This window comes from Mycolicibacterium grossiae, assembly GCF_008329645.1.
In the GTDB taxonomy this organism is placed as follows: domain Bacteria; phylum Actinomycetota; class Actinomycetes; order Mycobacteriales; family Mycobacteriaceae; genus Mycobacterium; species Mycobacterium grossiae.
Genome location: NZ_CP043474.1, coordinates 3,844,950 through 3,862,381, shown reverse-complemented (window position 1 = coordinate 3,862,381; position 17,432 = coordinate 3,844,950). Strand labels below are relative to the sequence as shown.

Sequence of the window (17,432 nt, the reverse complement as noted above, 5' to 3'; positions counted from 1 at the left end):
GCGTCCGATTCTAGGACACGCCCGATCAGGCCATCGCCAGCTCGGCACGCGCGACGATCGGGGCGCAGGCCTCCGAGGTCAGCTCGACGAGTGCCAGGGGGAACTGCTCGGACAGCTCCTCGACGGTGTAGGGCTCGAAGGCGCGGGCGTCGTACCACCAGTCGAGCACCAGGACGCCGCCGCACCGGCGCGCGTGCACCTCGAGGGCGTGTCCCGCGGCGACCGGGCCCAGCCCGGCGCCGTCGACGGTGAACAGCACGTCCCCGACGGCGGCAGCGTCGACCGGCAGGCCGTGCACCGCGCGATGCAGGCGCAGCGCGGCGACGGCGTGATGCACGCCGGCGAGCATCTCGACCGCGGGCAGCACGGCCGGCGAGGTGCAGGTGAGCACCACGGGTTGTGCGTCGACGCCGGCGAGGTCGACGGTGACGATGCCGTCGCCGATGGTGCGGTCGATGGTGCGACCGAGCGCGGCGAGCAACACCTCCTCCGCCGTCAGCCCGGAGGCGGCAGCTGCGCCGTCGAGTTCCTGCGTCAGGACCTCGGACAGCGGCGCCGAGTGCAGCGCGAGGTCGTCTCGCGCCGGCCGGCCCTCGGCGTCGTAATCGGTCAGCTGCATGTTTGCGCACATCATGTGGATCACCGTACAGCGTGTTTCCCAAATTTGGGATACGTCTGCCAAAACTGTGACGGCACTGTCAATAACGAGCAATCACTCCAAGATCTGGTTGGCACTGCCCAAATGCGGGATCGCCAGCTATGGTGGATCGGTGCCACGTACTGACGAGAACGGCAGGCAACTCAAGGCCCTGCTCGATTACCTGCTCGACGGCGACATCGAGGCCAAGGCCATCTACGACGCCCTGGGTACGTCCAGCAGCACCTACTACCGCCGAATCAAGGACGCCGACTACCCGAACGCCGAGGAATTGCGGCTGGTGGCGGACCGTTTCGAGCTGAGTTACCCCGACTTGCAGGTCCGTTTCGGCCTGATGAGCCGCGAGGAAGTGTGGAGCTACCTCGAGTCGGCCCCGGTCATGGTCGCCACCAAGACCGAACCAGTTACCGAGCAGCGCACCACCGTGCGACGTAAACTGTCGGAATTGTCGCCACGTCCTGACGCGCCGCCGCTCTAAGACGTAGGATTTGCTGAACGAAATCCTGCTCGAAGGCGACGTCTCATGGCCCTAGCCGTACTCATCGTGATCACCGTGGCGTGCATCGCGTGGAGCCTCTGGATCCGTCGGGTGACGTGGTCGTGCCGCTGGGAAGTGGCCGCCACGCTCAACATCGCGCTCCAGGGCGGCGCAGTGCTGCTCATGTCCCCGTGGGCGTCCGAGACGCTCGGGCACTGGCTGCACGCGCTCACCGGTAAGTGGAATCTCGAGGACTACCTCGGTCACGACCTCTACATCGTCGCGGCGTCGGCGGTCGTCTACAACGCGCTCGGCCGCCTGCAGGACGACCACGCCCTGCAGCAGACGTTCAAGCAGTACGTCGAACGGCCGGCCACCGTCTGCATCCCGCTGCTGCTCGTGACGTTCTCGCTGGGCAACGGCGCCGCCATCTACAACACCGACTTCTTCAAGGTGCCAACCGACTTCTGGCTGACCACGTACTGGCTGCTGCTGTGCGCCACGCTGATCTACCTACTCGGCTACGGGGCACGGGCGCTGCTCGTGCTGCGCAAGGACCCCCGGTCGCGGGCGATCGCCAACGTCTACCTGTTCGCGTCCTTCTGCGGCATCATCGCCTGCAGCATCCGGATCACGACGTCCTTCTTCCCCTCGCTGCAGCCCGTCGAGAACGGCACGCTGGTGTGGATCTTCGCCTGCCTGTGCGGCGCCGCGTTCGCGCTGACGTCCGCCCACTCCTGGCGCATCAAGACCAAGTGGTTCACCACGGTCGACCGCTGACCTCGGCGGCGTAGCTGAGCGCAGCCCACCGGCCGGTCGGTCCGTCCGCACCGGCGGGACCGCTCGACGTAACGGATCGCCACCCCGGCTACCGGGTGCGACGCCGCGACCGATCCGGTGGGCGGCACGCACCGCCGGCCCGACCGCCCGTCACCGGCAGTTTCACCGAGTTGGCCCGCCTTTTCGGGGGAAGGGTATCGAATCGTGGTGAACGGCATCACCTTTGCGCTGCGCGCACCGTCGCGCGCCGCCGGCCGCGTGCCCGCCGCGTCGAGGTAAGCGGCTGGTAGATAGCCGTTTTCGCTATGCTGCGCATCGCGTGGTTTCATTTCCTAAGCTCTCAATCAGCTCCACCCCCACCCGCCGCAGAGAGGCACGCTCATGCTCGACTCGTCGATCCCCGCGATCCTTCGCGAGCGAGCCAGCTTGCAGCCGAACGACATCGCCTTCACCTACCTCGACTTCGACGCCTCCTGGGACGGCGTGGAGCACCACCTGTCCTGGGCACAGCTGCAGCAGCAGGTGGTGAGCCTGGCCGCCGAGATCCGCGAACACGCCCGGATCGGCGACCGCGTCGTCATCCTCGCGCCGCAGAACATGTCCTACATCCTGGGCTTCCTGGCGTGCTTCGAGGCCAACGTCGTCGCCGTGCCGCTGTCCACGCCCACGGTCGGCCACCACGACGAGCGCGTCGCGGCCGTGCTGCGCGACGCCCGCCCCACGGTGATCCTCACGACCTCCGACGTCACCGAGGCCGTCGCCCCCTACGCGAGCCCCATCGACGACGCCCCGGCGCCCACCGTCCTGGTGGTCGACGAGCTGGACCTCAGCGTGCGCCGCCGCTCCACCTCGCGCCGCGAGACCCCACCCGAGGCGGCCTACCTGCAGTACACCTCCGGCTCCACCCGGACGCCCGCCGGTGTGATGGTCTCCCAACGCAACCTGTTCGTGAACTTCGAACAGCAGGTCTCGGCGCTGCTGAGCCACTACGGCAAGGTGGCCCCGCAGGGCACCACCGTCGTCTCGTGGCTGCCCTTCTACCACGACATGGGCCTCATCCTGGGCATCTGCGCGCCCATCTTCGGCGGATGGCAGTCGGTGATCATGAGCCCCATCGCCTTCCTGCAGCGCCCCGCCCGCTGGGTGCAGCAGATGGGGCTGCGCACCCACGCCCTCACCGCGGCACCCAACTTCGCGCTCGACCTCACCGCGGCCCGCACCACCGACGACGACCTGGCCGGTCTGGACCTCAGCGACGTGCTGGCCATCATCTGCGGCGCGGAGCGCGTGCAGCCGGTCTCGACGCGCCGCTTCACCCAGCGCTTCGCCAAGGCCGGCTTCGGCGGCGAGGCGATCCGCCCGTCGTTCGGCCTCGCCGAGGCGACGCTGTTCGTGGCGACCCACGAGCCCGGCGAGCCGCCCACCGTCGTCACGTTCGACTCCGAGAAGCTCACCGCGGGGATGGCCCGGCGCAGCAGCACCGGCACGTCGCTCATCAGCTACGGCACGCCGAGTTTCCCCGAGGTCCGGATCGTCGACCCGGACAGCCGCCAGGAGGCGCCCGCCGCCACCATCGGCGAGATCTGGGTGCGCGGCGACAACGTCTGCGCCGGCTACTGGAACAAGCCCGAGGAGACCGCACACACCTTCGGTGGCGTGCTGGCGGGCGAGGAGCCGGGCGGCACCCCCTGGTTGCGCACCGGCGACCTCGGCTTCTTCGACGACGGCGAACTGTTCATCGTCGGCCGGATCAAGGACCTGTTGATCATCCGCGGCCGCAACCTCTACCCCGACGACATCGAGGCGACGGTCAGCGCCGTCTCGGGCGGCCGGGTCGCCGCGATCTCCGTCGAGGACGACACCACCGAGCAGCTGGTGGCGATCGTCGAGGTGAAGGAGCGGGCCACGCCGGAGGAGACGCAGGAGAAGCTCAAGACCGTCAAGAGCGAGGTCACGAGCGCGATCTCGCAGGCCCACGGCATCACGGCGTCCGACCTGGTGCTGGTGTCCCGCGGTTCGATTCCCATCACCACCAGCGGCAAGATCCGCAGGCAGGCGTGCGCCGAGCAGTACCGGCAGGGCCGCTTCGTCCGACTGGACGCCTGAGCGGCGATGGCCGGCAGCGGATCAGCGGATTTCCTTCCACTCCTTGCTCGTCGACCGCTTGAACACGAACACCGACACGGAGTTCGAGAACCAGCTCATCAGCAGCCGTGGCCAGCCGACCGCATGCGCGCGTCGGCCGGTGTGGAACACGGTGAGCCCGCCGACGAAACGGGTGCGGCCGATCTTCGACAGCCGCCGGAAGAGGTCCATGTCCTCGGCCGCGGCAAGCCGCTCGTCGAAGCCGCCGACCGCCTCGAAGGCCTCCCTGGCGATCATCTGGAACTCACCGCCCGACGCCCCGACGCGAAACACGTTGTTCTGCAACCAGAATTGCAACCCGAGGGTGAAGAACACGTAGCGGTCGAAGAACGTGCTGACCTCCCGGAACACCCGGTACTTGCCGGTGATCGCCACCAGTGCGGGGTTGCGGCGGAACTCCTCGAGCGCGACGGCGAAGAAGGCGTCGACGTCGGAGATGACCACGTCGGCGTCGAGGAATACGACGTAGTCGCCCTTCGCCTTCGCCGCGCCCATGTTGCGCGCCATCCCGATCGTCTGCCGCTGCGGGGCGTCGTACACCACGACCTCGTCGGCGAGGCGACGGCACAACTCGATGGTGCCGTCGGTGCTGTTGCCGTCGGAGACGATCACCTCGTGCTCGCCGCGGTAGTCCGCCACGCACTGCAGCGTCCGTTCAATGGTCTTGATCTCGTTGAGCGTCGGGATCACGAAGGAGATCATCCGTTGCCTCTCACTGTCACTCGCCTCCAAGCCGGTCGCCGACGATCGCGCCACCGCGCGGCGTCCGGCCCCAATCGTGAACGAAACAGCGGGAAGTCAACCGGCCGTCGCGATCACGGTATCGTGTTCCCGTGATCGAGGTAGACGGCGTCGGCAAGACCTTCGGGCCGTTGCCCGCGTTGCGGGACGTGAGCTTCACCGTCCCCACCGGCTCGATCCTCGGTCTGCTGGGGCACAACGGCGCCGGCAAGACCACGATCGTCAAGATCCTCTCCACACTGCTGACGCCGACGTCCGGGCGGGCCACGGTCGCCGGCCACGACGTGGTCGCCGACCCCGGCGCGGTGCGGGCGAGCATCGGCGTGACGGGCCAGGACGCCGCGCTGGACCCCGAACTGACCGGCCACGAGAACCTCGTGCTGTTCGCGCGCCTGCGCGGCATGCGGCGCAAGCAGGCCAAGCAACGCGCCGACGAACTCATCGAGCGCTTCGACCTGGTGGGCGCCGCCGGCCGCAACGTCAGCACCTACTCCGGCGGCATGCGTCGCCGCATCGACATCGCGGTCTCCCTGGTGGTGCCGCCCAAGGTGCTGTTCCTCGACGAACCGACCACCGGTCTGGACCCACGCAGCCGCCGCGACGTCTGGACGCTCGTCGCCTCGCTCGCCGAGCAGGACGTGACGGTGCTCCTCACCACGCAGTACCTCGAGGAGGCCGACGTCCTCAGCGACAACATCGTCATCCTCGACGCCGGCCGGGTGATCGCCACCGGCACCGCCGAGGAACTCAAGCGCCGCATGGGTTTCAGCTACTGCCAGGTGACCCCACTGCACCCGGAGGAACTGGCCAAGGTCGCCGCCGTCCTGGGCACCTACGAGGGCGTCGAGATCGACACCGACGCCAACACCGTCTCGGTGCCGGCATCCAATGGCGTCTCGACGCTCAGCGAGGTGTTCCGCAAGCTGGACGACCTCGGCGTCGAACTGATGGACATCTCGCTGCGCAAACCGTCCCTCGACGAGGTGTTCCTGCACCTCACCGGTCCGACGCTCACGGTATGACGGAAGTCGTCGGTATGACGGGATCGTCGGCATGACGGGGGTCGTCGCGCTCACGGAACGTCTGCTCCGGGCCAGTTACCGCAACCTCGACCTCGCGTTCGCGGTGCTGGCGCCGATCCTGACGTTCGTCGGGTTCACGCTGGCGCTGCGCAGCGTCATCGACACCGAGGGCATGAGCTACGCGCAGTACGTGCTGCCCGCCGTCGTCGTGCAGTCGATGCTGTTCGGCGCGCTGAACACCACCGATCACGCAGCGGGTGAACGTCAATCGGAGTTCGGCGTCCGGTTGCGCACCCTGCCCATCTCGGCGTACGCCCCGCTGGTGGCCCGCATGCTGTACTGCGTCATCCGCGGGACGCTCGCGCTGATCGCGGCCATCTCCATCGCCTACGCCTTCGGGTTCCGGATGGAGGGCGGCTTTGGTCTGGGCGCGGCGTTCGTGCTGCTGTCCCTGCTGCTGACGCTCGCACTGTCCCTCGGCGCCGACGCCACCGGATCGCTGGCCAAGCGCTCGGACACGTCGAGCCAGCTGCTGCTCATCCCCCAGCTCCTGCTGGTCCTGCTCTCGACCGGGATGGCGCCGGTCGCGTCGTTTCCGGAGTGGGTGCAGCCCTTCGTGGAGTACCAACCCATCTCGATCATCACCGGCACGCTGCGTGGCTTCGCGGGCGGTGACGTCACGCTGCCCAACCTGCTCGGCAGCCTGGCGTGGTGCATCGGTCTGACCGTGGTATTCGGCTGGGTGGCCCTGCGTTCGCAGCGGAGGCCGCGATGAGCACCGTCGCCCCGCCGCGCTTCGCGTTCCTCTCCGAGACCGCCATCTTCGCCGGGCGGTTGATCACCCGCTGGCGCCGCAGCCCGCTGGTGCCGCTGCAGTCCCTGCTGTTCCCGACCGTGCTGCTGGTCGTCTACTACATGTTGGTCAGCAAGTCGATGACGCGACTCACCGGCAGCGACAGCCTCGAGGTCGTCGTCGCGATGTGCGCGCTGGCCGGCGGCATGTCGGGGTCGCTGGCCGCCGCGCTGTCCATCCCGAGCGAGCGCGACAACGGACTGCTCAGCCGGTTCTGGCTGATGCCGGTGCACCGGGCGAGCGCGCTGACCGGCACGCTGCTGGCCGAGGCGTTGCGGACCCTGGTCGCCACCACGGTCATCACCGGTGTCGGCGTGGCGCTGGGACTGCGCTTCCCCGGTGGTCCGGCCGCGGCGTTGCTCTTCGTCGCAATCCCGGTGGTGTGGGTGACGGTGTACGCGACGATCGTGCTGATCGTCGCGCTGCGCTTCCAGAACCGCACCATCCTGACGTGGCTGAGCACGTTCAGCCTCGGCGCGGTGTTCGGCAGCTCCGGGGTCGCCCCCATTGAGCTGTTTCCCGGCTTCCTGCGACCGTTCATCCGGGCGCAGCCGATGTCGCCGACGATCGAGGCGATGCGCGCCCTCGCGCACGGCGAGTACGCCACCGGTCCCCTGCTCGGCACGCTCGCCTGGACGGTCGGGGTGGGTGCGATCGCCGGGACGTTCGCCGTCCGCAGCTATCGCGCCGCCGCGCAGTCGGGCTGACCGCTACCGGCCGTCGGGCAGCCGGCCCGTCAGCAGCCACTCGCGCAGCGTCTCGAGCGCCGCGTGCTGCTCGGCGATCCGGCGCTCGCGCAGCGTCAGCATCCGCTCGACGGCAGCCGGATCGGCGAGCGCACGGCGTACCCCGGCGGCGACGTCGTCGGCCCGCGGCGCGACGATCTCCGCTGCGCCGCCGTAGTACTCGCGCAGCACCGCCGTGTCGGAGGTGACCAGCGGCCTGCCGAAGCTCAGCGCCTCGTAGGCGGCGCGCTGCATGGTGTGCTCGTTCTTCGTCATGGCCACCACCACGCCGGCGCGCCCGACCATCCGCAGGAAGTCGTCGTTGGACACGTAGCCCGGGAAGCGCACGTTGGACGGCGCCCGCGCGGCGACCTGGCGGGGCGCGCGCCCGGTGAGCACCCACGTCAGGTCCGGCGTGGCCCGGGCGGCGTCGAGGAGGGCGTCGATGGGCTCGTCGTGGGCGTAGGCCAGCGGCACGAGGACGTACGCGTCCCGCACGATCGCGGCGAGTTCGGGGTCGGCCGGGTCGGACGGGTCGCACTCGGCGGCCTCGATCGGGTCGTGCAGCACCAGCGCGGGACAACCATGCGCCTCGGCGACCGACCGTAGCGCCTCGTTGGTCACCACGGCCATGCCGTAGCGCCGCAGCATGCGCAGGGTGGGCCGCAGTGCCAGCCGGTTGCCGGGTTCGTCGAACACCCCGGTGTGCAGGTCCCCGGCGATGCGCATCGAGGTGCGCCGGGCATGCCGGCGGATGGCCCACAGCACGATGATCGGCGGCTGCATGACGAGGACGGCCTCGGGTCGTTCCCGCCGCAGCAACCGATTGGTGTCCCGCCACCGGCGCAGCTCGCGGACGACCGTCGGTCCCGTGCCGCCGTCGTGGAACCACGCCGGGATGCCGAGGCAGCGGGCGATGCCGTCACTGCGGCCGTGGTAGGGAAACCAGTTGATGAAGACAGCGCGTGGCGAATCCCCCACCCGTTGCGGTCCTTTCGCGTCTCACGCTGCCGCCGGCCGCCTGCCGGCGCGCTGCGCTGCCGTGTCAGCGGAGCCTGTCGTCCCAGGCGTCGGCCACCGACCGGGCGGTGTGTACGGCGGCGACGTAGCCGTCGTCGAGATCGTCGTCGAAGTCGTCGTCGGAACCCGCGCCGGGCCAGATCGGCCCGGTGTCGGCGTCACCGTGTTCGTCGAGCCAGGCCTGGTCCTCCGGCCGCAGCGCCGCCGCGGACCGCTTCTCCGCCAGCCGCTGGTGGAAGCGTGCCGCCTCCAGGATCTGGCGGGGGGTCTTCGAGGGCCACCAGTTGCCATCGCCGACGAGCACCGCCATCGCGGGCACGGTGATGGTGCGGACGATGAACGTGTCGAGCAGCAGTCCCACGCCGATGATGAAGCCGAGCTGCACCACGGTGGCCAGGCTGCTCACCGTGAGCGCCAGCATCGAGGCGGCGAAGATGAGGCCCGCCGAGGTGATGACGCCGCCGGTGGCGCCGACGGTCTTGATCACCGCCGACGGCACGCCGAGTTTCGCCTCGTCGCGGATGCGGGAGATCAGCAGCAGGTTGTAGTCCGCCCCGACGGCCACCAGCACCAGGAACGCCATGCCCGCGACGCTCCAGTAGATGTCCTGGCCGAGGATGAACTGGAAGAACAGCACGCCGATGCCCATCGCGGACACGAAGGACAGCACCACCGAGAGCACCAGGTAGATCGGCGCGACGATGGCCCGCAGGATCAGCGCCAGGATCAGGAACACGACGACCAGCGTCATGATGATGATGTAGCGCAGGTCGGCGTTGTAGTGGTTGCGGATGTCGTTGTTGAACGACGAGAAGCCCACCATGTCGATCTGGGCGTTGGCGAGCGTGGTGTTGGGCTTCGAACTCTGCGCGGCGGCCAGGATGTCGTCCACCTGGTCCATGGCCTCGACGCCGAACGGGTTGAGCGCCGTCTGCACCAGGTAGCGGACGGTGTGGCCGTCCTCGGAGACGAAGAGCTGCGCCGCCTTCTTGAACTCGGCCTGGGTGAGGATCTGCGGCGGGATGTAGAACCCGGACATCGAGGGATCCGAGGCGTCGCGCTTCATCGCCAGCAGGAAGCCGGACGCCTGATCGAGGCCGCCGCCGATGTTGCGGGTCTGGTCGACCAGCAGCTGCACGCCGTCGGCGAGCTGCTTGCTGGAGTCGGCGAGCTTGTTGACGTTGTCGCGCAGCTGACCGAGCTTCTGGTCGAGATCGTTCTCGTCCTCGATCCCGAGCGCCTTGAGCCCGGCGAACGCGCGCTCGAGGTTGGTGCCGGTGGTGCGGATGACGTCGTCGACGCGGTCGGTGCCCTTGGTCTCGCGCAGGCCGCGGCTCAGCGCCTCCAGATAGGTGATGTCCGCTTCGTTGTACCCGTCCACGCGGCGCTGCAGCTCGGCCCGCGACGCGACGCAGTTCGGGTCGATGTTGCACGCCACGCTGCCGTTGAGGGCGACGAGCATCGACCGCGACGAGCGGTAGGCCTCGGTGACCTGCGACAGGCTGTCGCCGAGCGAGTCGCCGACCGAGCGCATGTTCGACAGCACCTTGGCCTGCTGCTCGAGGTCGTCGAACGTGACGTCGTCGCCCATGGCGTTCTTGATGGCGATCAGGCCGCTGAACACCTCGCGGATCGACCCCATCGAGCCGAGCAACTGGGTGCGGAACTGCTGGTGCACGTCGGCCAACTGGTGCGCGCCGTTGGCCAGCAGGTTGAGGTTGTTGTCGTTGGTGGCGATCAGCCCGGAGGCATCGGCGAGCTTGGAGCCGACCTCGCCGGCCTGATACGTCGACTTCGCCTCGTTGAGCATCTCGCCGGTGGGCCGGGTGATGCCGCGCACCAGGTCGATCCCGGGCACCTGGCTGATCCGCTGCGCCATCTGCTCGAGGTCGGCGAGCGCCTTCGGCGAACGCAGGTCGACGTTGGGATCGTGCACCATGATGAACTGCTGCATGGTCGTGCTGACCGGGAAGTGCTTGGTCAGCGCGTCGTAACCGAGATTGCTCTCCGCGTCGTCGGGCAGGTTGCGGCGATCGTCGTAGTTGTACTTGATCAGCGACGCGCAGCCGGCGAGCGCCAGCAGGACCACCAGGCTGGCCACCAGGTGCAGCTTGGGCCTGCGGACGATGTGCACCGCCGAACGGCGCCAGAAGCGTCCGGTGATGTCCTTGCGGGGCTTGATCCACCCGCGCCGGCCGGCCAGCACCATGAGCGACGGCAGGATGGTCAGCGCGCCGAGGACGGCGATGAGGATGGTGGCTGCCAGCGACGGACCGACGGTGAGGAAGACGCCGAGCGTGGCGAACGACAGGCCCATGAACGTCAGCGCCACGGTCGCCGCGGAGCCCACCACGACCTCGCCGACGCTCGCGATCGCATAGATCACCGAGTCGTCGGAGTTCATGCCCCGGCGGATGCACTCCTGATATCGGCTGAACAGGAAGACCGCGTAGTCGACGCCGGCGCCCATCATCATGCCGGTCATCAGCACCATGGTCTGCGGTCCCAGCGGCAGGCCCAATTCGCCGAGACCGGCCACCACCTGCTGCGCCACGCCCATCGACAGACCGATGGTGATGAGCGGCATCAGCATCGCCACCAGGTTGCGGTAGACGATGATGAGGATCGTCAGGATCGTGACGACCGTCGAGACCTCGATGATGAACTGGTCCTCGGCGCCGATCTTGTTGAGGTCCTCGAACGTCGCCGACGCGCCGACGACGTTGACGTTGAGCGGCGAACCGGCCGCCGCCTCCTTGACCTCCTCGATGACGTTGCGGTACGCCTCCTGGCCCGGGCCGGAGCCCATGGTGCCGTCGAGGCTGATCGGCAGGGTCCAGGCCTTGCCGTCCTTGCTCGTCATCGCTTCCCGGAGTTCGGGAATGGAGATGAAGTCCTGGGTGGACTTGACGTTCTCGGTGTCGGCCTTGAGGCGCTCGACCACCTTGCGGTAGGTGTCCTCGTCGGCGGGGCCGAGCCCGTTCTCGTTGGACAGCACCACGACCGCGACGTTGCCGCCGTCGGCCTCCTTGAAGGCGTTCTTCATGACGTCGCCGGCCGCGAGGATCGGCGAGTCCTTGGGCAGCAGATCGGGCGGATTCTTCTGCGAGACGACGAACAGCGGGTCGATCAGCAGGAAGAGGGTGATCAGCAGGACGATCCAGGAGGCGATGATCGCGAGGGGACGCCGAACGACGAATCGCCCCAGCGATTCGAACGCCTCATGAGCCGAGACGCCACGGATGTCGGCGCGGCTGAACACCATGCGAGGTTACACCCGCCAGCAACCGTCGAGGTCCGGTTGAGGTCACGCCGACGCCCACGCACAGCAACCTCGTGGGAGCTGACGTGCTGTAATCGGGTGTGCTGTCGATCAGAGGGGTCAACGTGCTCGGGGACGAGTTCATTCCGCACCCCGGCATTCCGTACCTTTCGACCGAAATAGCGCTGGCGGGCAAGGACACTCGCCGATGAGCCCGAAGACGTTCGTGATCGCCGTGCACGGCACCCGGGGCGACGTGGAACCGTGCGCCGCCGTGGCGCTCGAGCTACGACGCCGCGGCCACCGCGTGCGCATGGCGGTGCCGCCCAACCTCGTCGACTTCGTCGATGCGACCGGCCTCGGTCCCGCCGTTGCGTACGGGGTGGATTCGCAGAAGCAGTTGGAAGCCGACATCTTCCGGGACTGGTGGAAGCTACAGAATCCGATGACGATCGTGCGGCGCGGCCGCGAGTACGTCACGCAGGGCTGGGCCGAGATGAACGCCACGCTCACCGAACTCGCCGACGGCGCCGACCTCATCCTGACCGGCACCACCTATCAGGAGGTGGCGGCCAACGTGGCCGAGGCCGCCGGCATCCCGCTGGCCGCGCTGCACTACTTCCCCTGCCGCGTCAACGCGCACACGCTGCCGGTGCCGCTGCCCGGTCCGGTGTTGCGCACCGGGTGGTCGGTGGCCGAGTGGGCGCACTGGAAGGTGCTGAGCAAGGCCGAGGACGAGCAGCGCCGCACGCTGGGACTGGAACCGGCCAGGGTCCGCGCCATCCGGCGGATCGTCGAGGGCGGCGCGCTGGAGATCCAGGCCTACGACGGGTTGTTCTTCCCCGGGCTCGCCGAGGAGTGGCGCGGCATCCGCCCGCTGGTGGGGTCGATGTCTTTGGAACTGCCCACGCCCAACGACGGCGACGTGCTCGAGTGGATCGCCGCGGGCACCCCGCCGATCTACTTCGGGTTCGGCAGCATGCCGGTCACCTCGCCGTCCGAGGCGATCGCCATGATCGCCTCGGTCTGTGCCGAACTCGGCGAGCGCGCGCTCATCAGCACCGGCGTCTGGGACGTCGGCGACGTCGCGGTGGGCGAGCACGTGTTGCTCGTCGGCGCCGTCAACCACGCCAAGGTGTTCCCGTCGTGCCGTGCGGTGGTGCACCACGGCGGCGCAGGCACCGTCGCCGCCAGCGTGCGGTCCGGCGTTCCCACCGTGGTGCTCTGGGTGTCGGCCGACCAGCCGGTGTGGGCCGGCACCGTCAACCGTCTGAAAGTCGGCGTGGCCCGGCGGTTCTCGAGCACCACGAAGCGCTCCCTCACCGAGGCGCTGCGGACCGTGCTCACGCCGCGCTACGCCGAGCGCGCCCGCGAGGTGGCCGCCGAGGCGACACCACCGGCACGTGCGGCCGCCCGCACCGCCGACCTCCTCGAGGACGCGGCGGACCGCGGCCGGGTGCCGCGACCGGTGGGCGCCTGAGGCGCTGGATCGACCGCCCGAGGCGCTAGATCGACCGCCCGAGGCGCTAGATCAGCGTCGCCTTGAGGTCGAACTCGGCGAGCGTGCGGTTGACGCACTCCCCCAGCCACTCCCGCGTGTTCGGCGCGCCGACCTCGTAGCCGATCACGCCGATCGAGACGGTGTCGACCACGCGGCCGGCCGCGAGCACCAGCTGACCCCCGTTGCGCTCCAACGCGGCCCGCGACACGCACTGGTCGGCGGGCCGGAACAGGACGTAGGTGGCGTCCGCGCCGTCGGGACGCGCCATGTCCGGCGGTACCTCACCGAGATTCGAGCAGGACACCGGCAGGTCGCCGAACAGCACGTCCGCGGTGCGGCGCACCGCCCGCTTCGGCACGTACGGCGTGATCGGCAGCAGGGCGTGGGTCTCGTCGGTCGTGTTGCGGACGACGGCGAAGGCTTCGCGGACCGCTTGCCGCGTCGCCGCGAGATCGGTCGTCGCGTCCGTGGGATCGATGGTGGCCGTGGCGATCTTCAGCGCGTTGGCCCGGCGGTCGGCGTCCCCGTCCCGGTCGCCGATGGCGATCAGCGTGGTCACGGTGCCATCCGGACGCACCCGGCCCAGCCGCTTGCCGAGCAGCGCGCCGAACCCGGCGAGCAGCGAGTACGTCGTGCCGCCCAGCGCGGCGGCCTTCGCGTCCCAGCCGCGCGCGTCGACGATCGCCGACACCGCGGGCATGACGACCTCGCCGTCGGAGGCCGGCGTCGTCACCGGGCGGGAGGCACCCGAACTGGAGATCTCACCGCGCCGCCGATACGCGAAGCGCGCCGCGCACCCCACGGTGCGGAGGAACTCCGGCAGGTCGCGGGCCGCCTGCCGCGCGTCGGAGGTCATGGCCGCCAACGGTCCTCGCGACCGGGGGGCGGGATAGCCGAGGTCGCGCCGCTCACCGTGCACCGCGTCGGCCATCGCACGCAGCGAGGCATTGCCGTCGAGCAGGCAGTGCGACACGACGAGTGTGATCGCCGTCGTCCCGTCGGTCATCGGCAGCACGCCGAGGTGCCAGCCGGGACCGTGCACGGGGTCGACGCGCGTCTGCGAGCGCTCCTCGATCCACGCGCCGAGGTCACCTGGCGGGCGGGGCTCGGCGACGTCGAGTGGGCCGGCGGGGCCGAGCGCCGACACCCAGCGGTGTCTGCCGAACGGCAGCCGGGACGGCTCGATCAGCCGGCCGGCGAGGCCGTAGCCGAAATCGCGGTGGAAGCGGCGCACGGCGTCCATGTCCACCGGCCGCTCGTACACCCAGGCGTACTGGGCGAGTTGGGCTCGCCCGGTGGCCTCCCAAGACAGGAACGTCGCCTGGTCGATGTATGCCAGCCGGTCGTCGATCACACCAGCACCCCGGTGAGGCGGAACTCGTCCAGCACCAGTGCGATCCGCTCGCGCAGCGCGGCCTTGGTGTTCTCCGCGCCGGGCTGGTAGCCGACGACCGTCGTCGTGACCTGACCGTCGATGCGGCCGCTCACCACCGTCAGCAGACCCTCGCGCTCCTCGAGGACCCGCCGGGTGACGTGCCGGTCGACGCCGCGCAGCAACACCCGCTCGGCGCGCGTGCCGTCCGGGCAGGCCACCTCCACCGGCAGGTCGCCGACGTTGGAGCACGACACCGGCTGCGCGGTGAAACCGAAGGCGAGATCGGCACTCTGGCGCACCGCCGCCTTCGGGACGAACGGCGTCAACGCCAGCAGCGCCAACGCCTCGTCCTCCTCCTCGCGCATCACCCGCAGGGCTTCCTTGATCGCGGCACGCGTGTCCGAGAGGTCCTTGGCGACGTGGGTCGGGTCGACGCGCACGTAGGCCAGCGTGACCGCGTTGGCGCGGGTGTCGGTCAGCGTGCGGTCGTTGATGGGAACGATGAGCCCGGCGGTGCCGTCCGGCGCGAGTTCGCGGCCCTGGTGCACCGCCAGTCGCGCGGCGAATCCGGCCAGCAGCGAGTGACTGTTGCCGCCGAGTTCGGCGGCGCGCGCGTCCCATTCGTCGAGGGGTACGGTCACCGACACCGCGGGCACCACGACGGGCGTCTCGTCGCGGACGCGGCGCCGCGGCGGTGCCGGCGGCGCCTGCTTGGCGTCCTTGCGCTTGCGGTGCAGGAACTTCCCGGCCCGCACCAGGGTGCGGCCGAGTTCGGGCACGTCGGCCACCGTTTGGCGCAGGTCGGCCCGCAGGGCTTCACGACGCGTCCGAGAACCGGGCGGCGGGTAGCCGAGGTCCCGCCGGCTGCCCTGCACCGCTTCGAAGATCGTCAGCAGGGCCGCACCGCCGTCGCCGATGCAGTGCGAGCCGACGATGCTGACCGCCGTGGAGCCGTCGGTCATCGGCAGGACGCCGAGGCGCCAGCCCGGGCCGTGCTCGGGATCGAGTGGCCGCTGGGCGAACTCGTCGATCCACTCGCTGAGTTCGGCACGCGGACGCGGCTCGGCGGCCACGTCCAACGGAGCCGCGGGCCCCAGCGCCGCCACCCAGCGGTGCCTGCCGAACGGCAGCACCGACGGTTCGATGAGCCGCCCGGCCAGGCCGTACCCGAAGTCCTGGTGGAACTGCCGCAGTCGTTCCCAGTCGACCGGGTGCTCGTAGATCCAGACGATCTGCATCGCGGCCGCCTGGCCCGTGGCACGGAGGCCGAGGAACAGCGCCTGATCGACGTAGTCGAGCACGTGGTCGGACGACACGGTGTGGTGCCCCTCGCTCATCAACCCTTGGACAGCGGCATCAGCGGCGCCAGCTCGCGCTGGGCCTCGCGATGCGGGGCGCGCTCGCGGGAGGCGACGGGCAGCCGGCCGTCGGCGACGCCGACGAACACGGCCTTCATCGCCGCGACGTAGCGCTCGATCGACTCGCGCGCGATCGGGTTGTTCGGGAACGCGACCGTCACGTTGGTCTCCCGCTCGCCACGGTTGACCCAGATGCCGATCTGGTAGGCCGACCGTGCATCGCTGAACACCCTGCCGTTCATGCGTTCCCACTCGGCGATGATGCTCGCCGACAGCGGCGGCAACCCTGCGTCGAGGTAGGACACCATCGGCACGCCCGGGGCCGGCGGATGCAGTCCGAGCGACGGGTCGGCCAGCTCGAGCACGCGGTCGAACGGCACCGGCGCCAGCGGCATGCGGCCGTCGAAGGACTCCTGAGCCGCACGTGCGGTGTCGCCGAACGACTCCGGATCCACCGGCACCGAGATCGGCACCACGCCGGTGAACCAGCCGGTGGTCTGGAACTCGGCGGGCGTCTGCCGCGTCGTGGTGGGCGTGATGGTGTGGTAGTCGGTCGAACCGGTCAGTTCGTGCTGCGCCAGTGCGGCACAGGCGAACACGCCGCCGATGAAGCGCGCACCCGCGGCGGTGCACGCCGCCTCGAAGCGCTCGGCCTGGCCCTTGTCCATCAGCCGAACGGTCACCAGGTCACCGGTGATCGACCACGGCGGATCGCCCAGCGGAAGCGGGAAGTGCGGCAGGCTGCCGTCGTTGCGCTGCGCGAAGCGCACCCACTCCTGGACCTCCGGTGCGTCCATCGTGAGCCCGGAGAGGAACTCGTGCTGGCGCGTGCAGTAGTCGTCGTAGCTGCCCGCGCCGGGCAGCGGGATCGGTGCCGCACCGCTCGCCAGCGCCGCGTACATCATGTGGATCTCCACCAGCACCAGACCCATGAACATCGCGTCGGTGTGCACGTGGTCGATGCTGATGTAGAAGGTGAAGTGGTCCTCGCGCTGGATGATGCCGAACGAGAAGCAATCCCACTGCAGCGGATCCGGCGTCGCGAGGACGTGCTCGCGCCACTGCGCGGCGGTCATCTCGCCGTGCTTGGTGGGGACGAAGTTGATGTCGCGCGGATTCGTCGCGGTGTGCCGCACGATCTGGTCGTCGGCGGTCATCTCGAACCAGCTGTGGTAGGTGTCGTGCCGCCGCAGGTAGGCGTTGATGACGTGTGACATCGCGCGGATGTCGCACTGCCCCTGCATGTCCCAGGCCGGGATGTTCAGGCGCGCCATGTCGGTGCCACCGGCCTGGTGCGACAGGAAGCCCCGGATGTGCTGCGCCTGCTGGTAACTCACCGGCACGTCGCTGACGGGCGCCTTCGCCACCTTGGCGCGGCTCGCCGGCGACGGGTGCCAGGACACCACCTCGCCCGGGGCTCCGGTCCAATCGTGAATGGCCGTGATCGCAACCATCTATTCCTCCCCCGCTCGCATCTCTTCGGTGAGCGACGTCTTCGGCGCTGGCTGGATCTC

Annotated in this window: 14 protein-coding genes; 7 read left to right on the top strand and 7 right to left on the bottom strand. The window is 69.5% G+C overall.

What is annotated here, in order from left to right:
- Positions 1–25: 25 nt before the first annotated feature.
- A complete protein-coding gene (locus FZ046_RS18640; RefSeq protein WP_070354677.1) occupies positions 26–619 on the bottom strand; it encodes a hypothetical protein in 594 nt (197 codons plus the stop codon).
- Between the two features lie 151 nt (positions 620–770).
- Between FZ046_RS18640 and FZ046_RS18635 the strand changes: the two genes are divergently transcribed.
- The 3 genes from FZ046_RS18635 to FZ046_RS18625 all read left to right on the top strand — a co-directional run bounded on the left by FZ046_RS18635 (position 771) and on the right by FZ046_RS18625 (position 4,022).
- Entirely contained in the window at positions 771–1,136 is a 366-nt protein-coding gene (locus FZ046_RS18635) for a transcriptional regulator (RefSeq protein WP_070354649.1), read from the top strand.
- Positions 1,137–1,181: 45 nt separating this feature from the next.
- Positions 1,182–1,916, top strand: a complete 735-nt coding sequence (locus tag FZ046_RS18630) for a hypothetical protein (RefSeq protein ID WP_070354650.1) — start codon at positions 1,182–1,184, stop codon at positions 1,914–1,916.
- Positions 1,917–2,297: 381 nt separating this feature from the next.
- Entirely contained in the window at positions 2,298–4,022 is a 1,725-nt protein-coding gene (locus tag FZ046_RS18625) for an AMP-binding protein (protein WP_070354651.1), read from the top strand.
- A gap of 21 nt (positions 4,023–4,043) precedes the next feature.
- Here the strand turns inward: FZ046_RS18625 and FZ046_RS18620 are convergent, their stop codons facing one another.
- The gene (locus FZ046_RS18620; RefSeq protein ID WP_070354652.1) at positions 4,044–4,763 is read right to left on the bottom strand and encodes a glycosyltransferase family 2 protein; all 720 of its coding nucleotides are present in this window, start codon (positions 4,761–4,763) and stop codon (positions 4,044–4,046) included.
- A gap of 131 nt (positions 4,764–4,894) precedes the next feature.
- Here FZ046_RS18620 and FZ046_RS18615 point away from each other — a divergent pair, with 131 nt between their 5' ends.
- The 3 genes from FZ046_RS18615 to FZ046_RS18605 are packed head-to-tail and all read left to right on the top strand — an operon-like array spanning position 4,895 to position 7,384.
- Complete coding sequence (locus FZ046_RS18615) at positions 4,895–5,824, top strand: efflux ABC transporter ATPase subunit, DrrA-related (protein ID WP_070354653.1); 930 nt, start codon at positions 4,895–4,897, stop codon at positions 5,822–5,824.
- A 31-nt stretch (positions 5,825–5,855) separates the two neighbouring features.
- Positions 5,856–6,599 carry an ABC transporter permease gene (locus FZ046_RS18610; RefSeq protein WP_070354654.1) on the top strand — a complete coding sequence of 248 codons (744 nt, stop codon included), beginning with the start codon at positions 5,856–5,858 and terminating at the stop codon, positions 6,597–6,599.
- Positions 6,596–7,384: an ABC transporter permease gene (locus tag FZ046_RS18605; RefSeq protein ID WP_070354655.1), complete on the top strand. Its 789-nt coding sequence runs from the start codon at positions 6,596–6,598 to the stop codon at positions 7,382–7,384. Before FZ046_RS18610 ends, FZ046_RS18605 begins: the two co-directional genes overlap by 4 nt.
- A gap of 3 nt (positions 7,385–7,387) precedes the next feature.
- Here the strand turns inward: FZ046_RS18605 and FZ046_RS18600 are convergent, their stop codons facing one another.
- Together FZ046_RS18600 and FZ046_RS18595 are read right to left on the bottom strand one after the other, a co-directional pair.
- Positions 7,388–8,383, bottom strand: a complete 996-nt coding sequence (locus FZ046_RS18600; protein WP_070354656.1) for a glycosyltransferase — start codon at positions 8,381–8,383, stop codon at positions 7,388–7,390.
- Between the two features lie 64 nt (positions 8,384–8,447).
- A complete protein-coding gene (locus FZ046_RS18595; protein WP_246182814.1) occupies positions 8,448–11,684 on the bottom strand; it encodes an MMPL/RND family transporter in 3,237 nt (1,078 codons plus the stop codon).
- Positions 11,685–11,892: 208 nt separating this feature from the next.
- Here FZ046_RS18595 and FZ046_RS18590 point away from each other — a divergent pair, with 208 nt between their 5' ends.
- On the top strand, positions 11,893–13,164 hold the full coding sequence (locus tag FZ046_RS18590) for a glycosyltransferase (RefSeq protein ID WP_070354658.1): 1,272 nt from the start codon (positions 11,893–11,895) through the stop codon (positions 13,162–13,164).
- A 46-nt stretch (positions 13,165–13,210) separates the two neighbouring features.
- Here FZ046_RS18590 and FZ046_RS18585 read toward each other — a convergent pair whose 3' ends face one another.
- The 3 genes from FZ046_RS18585 to FZ046_RS18575 are packed head-to-tail and all read right to left on the bottom strand — an operon-like array spanning position 13,211 to position 17,372.
- Positions 13,211–14,539, bottom strand: a complete 1,329-nt coding sequence (locus FZ046_RS18585) for an enolase-like domain-containing protein (RefSeq protein ID WP_070354659.1) — start codon at positions 14,537–14,539, stop codon at positions 13,211–13,213.
- Positions 14,536–15,897 carry a hypothetical protein gene (locus tag FZ046_RS18580; RefSeq protein WP_070354660.1) on the bottom strand — a complete coding sequence of 454 codons (1,362 nt, stop codon included), beginning with the start codon at positions 15,895–15,897 and terminating at the stop codon, positions 14,536–14,538. Before FZ046_RS18580 ends, FZ046_RS18585 begins: the two co-directional genes overlap by 4 nt.
- Positions 15,897–17,372 (bottom strand): condensation domain-containing protein, encoded by a 1,476-nt coding sequence (locus tag FZ046_RS18575; protein WP_070354661.1) that lies wholly within the window; start codon positions 17,370–17,372, stop codon positions 15,897–15,899. Before FZ046_RS18575 ends, FZ046_RS18580 begins: the two co-directional genes overlap by 1 nt.
- Positions 17,373–17,432: the final 60 nt, after the last annotated feature.

Bases quoted from the DNA above. Each gene is read 5' to 3' on its own strand.
- FZ046_RS18640 (WP_070354677.1), bottom strand. From the start codon at position 619: ATGCAGCTGACCGATTACGACGCCGAGGGCCGGCCGGCGCGAGACGAC.
- FZ046_RS18630 (WP_070354650.1), top strand. From the start codon at position 1,182: ATGGCCCTAGCCGTACTCATCGTGATCACCGTGGCGTGCATCGCGTGG.
- FZ046_RS18625 (WP_070354651.1), top strand. From the start codon at position 2,298: ATGCTCGACTCGTCGATCCCCGCGATCCTTCGCGAGCGAGCCAGCTTG.
- FZ046_RS18620 (WP_070354652.1), bottom strand. From the start codon at position 4,763: ATGATCTCCTTCGTGATCCCGACGCTCAACGAGATCAAGACCATTGAA.
- FZ046_RS18610 (WP_070354654.1), top strand. From the start codon at position 5,856: ATGACGGGGGTCGTCGCGCTCACGGAACGTCTGCTCCGGGCCAGTTAC.
- FZ046_RS18605 (WP_070354655.1), top strand. From the start codon at position 6,596: ATGAGCACCGTCGCCCCGCCGCGCTTCGCGTTCCTCTCCGAGACCGCC.
- FZ046_RS18590 (WP_070354658.1), top strand. From the start codon at position 11,893: ATGAGCCCGAAGACGTTCGTGATCGCCGTGCACGGCACCCGGGGCGAC.
- FZ046_RS18580 (WP_070354660.1), bottom strand. From the start codon at position 15,897: ATGAGCGAGGGGCACCACACCGTGTCGTCCGACCACGTGCTCGACTAC.
- FZ046_RS18575 (WP_070354661.1), bottom strand. From the start codon at position 17,372: ATGGTTGCGATCACGGCCATTCACGATTGGACCGGAGCCCCGGGCGAG.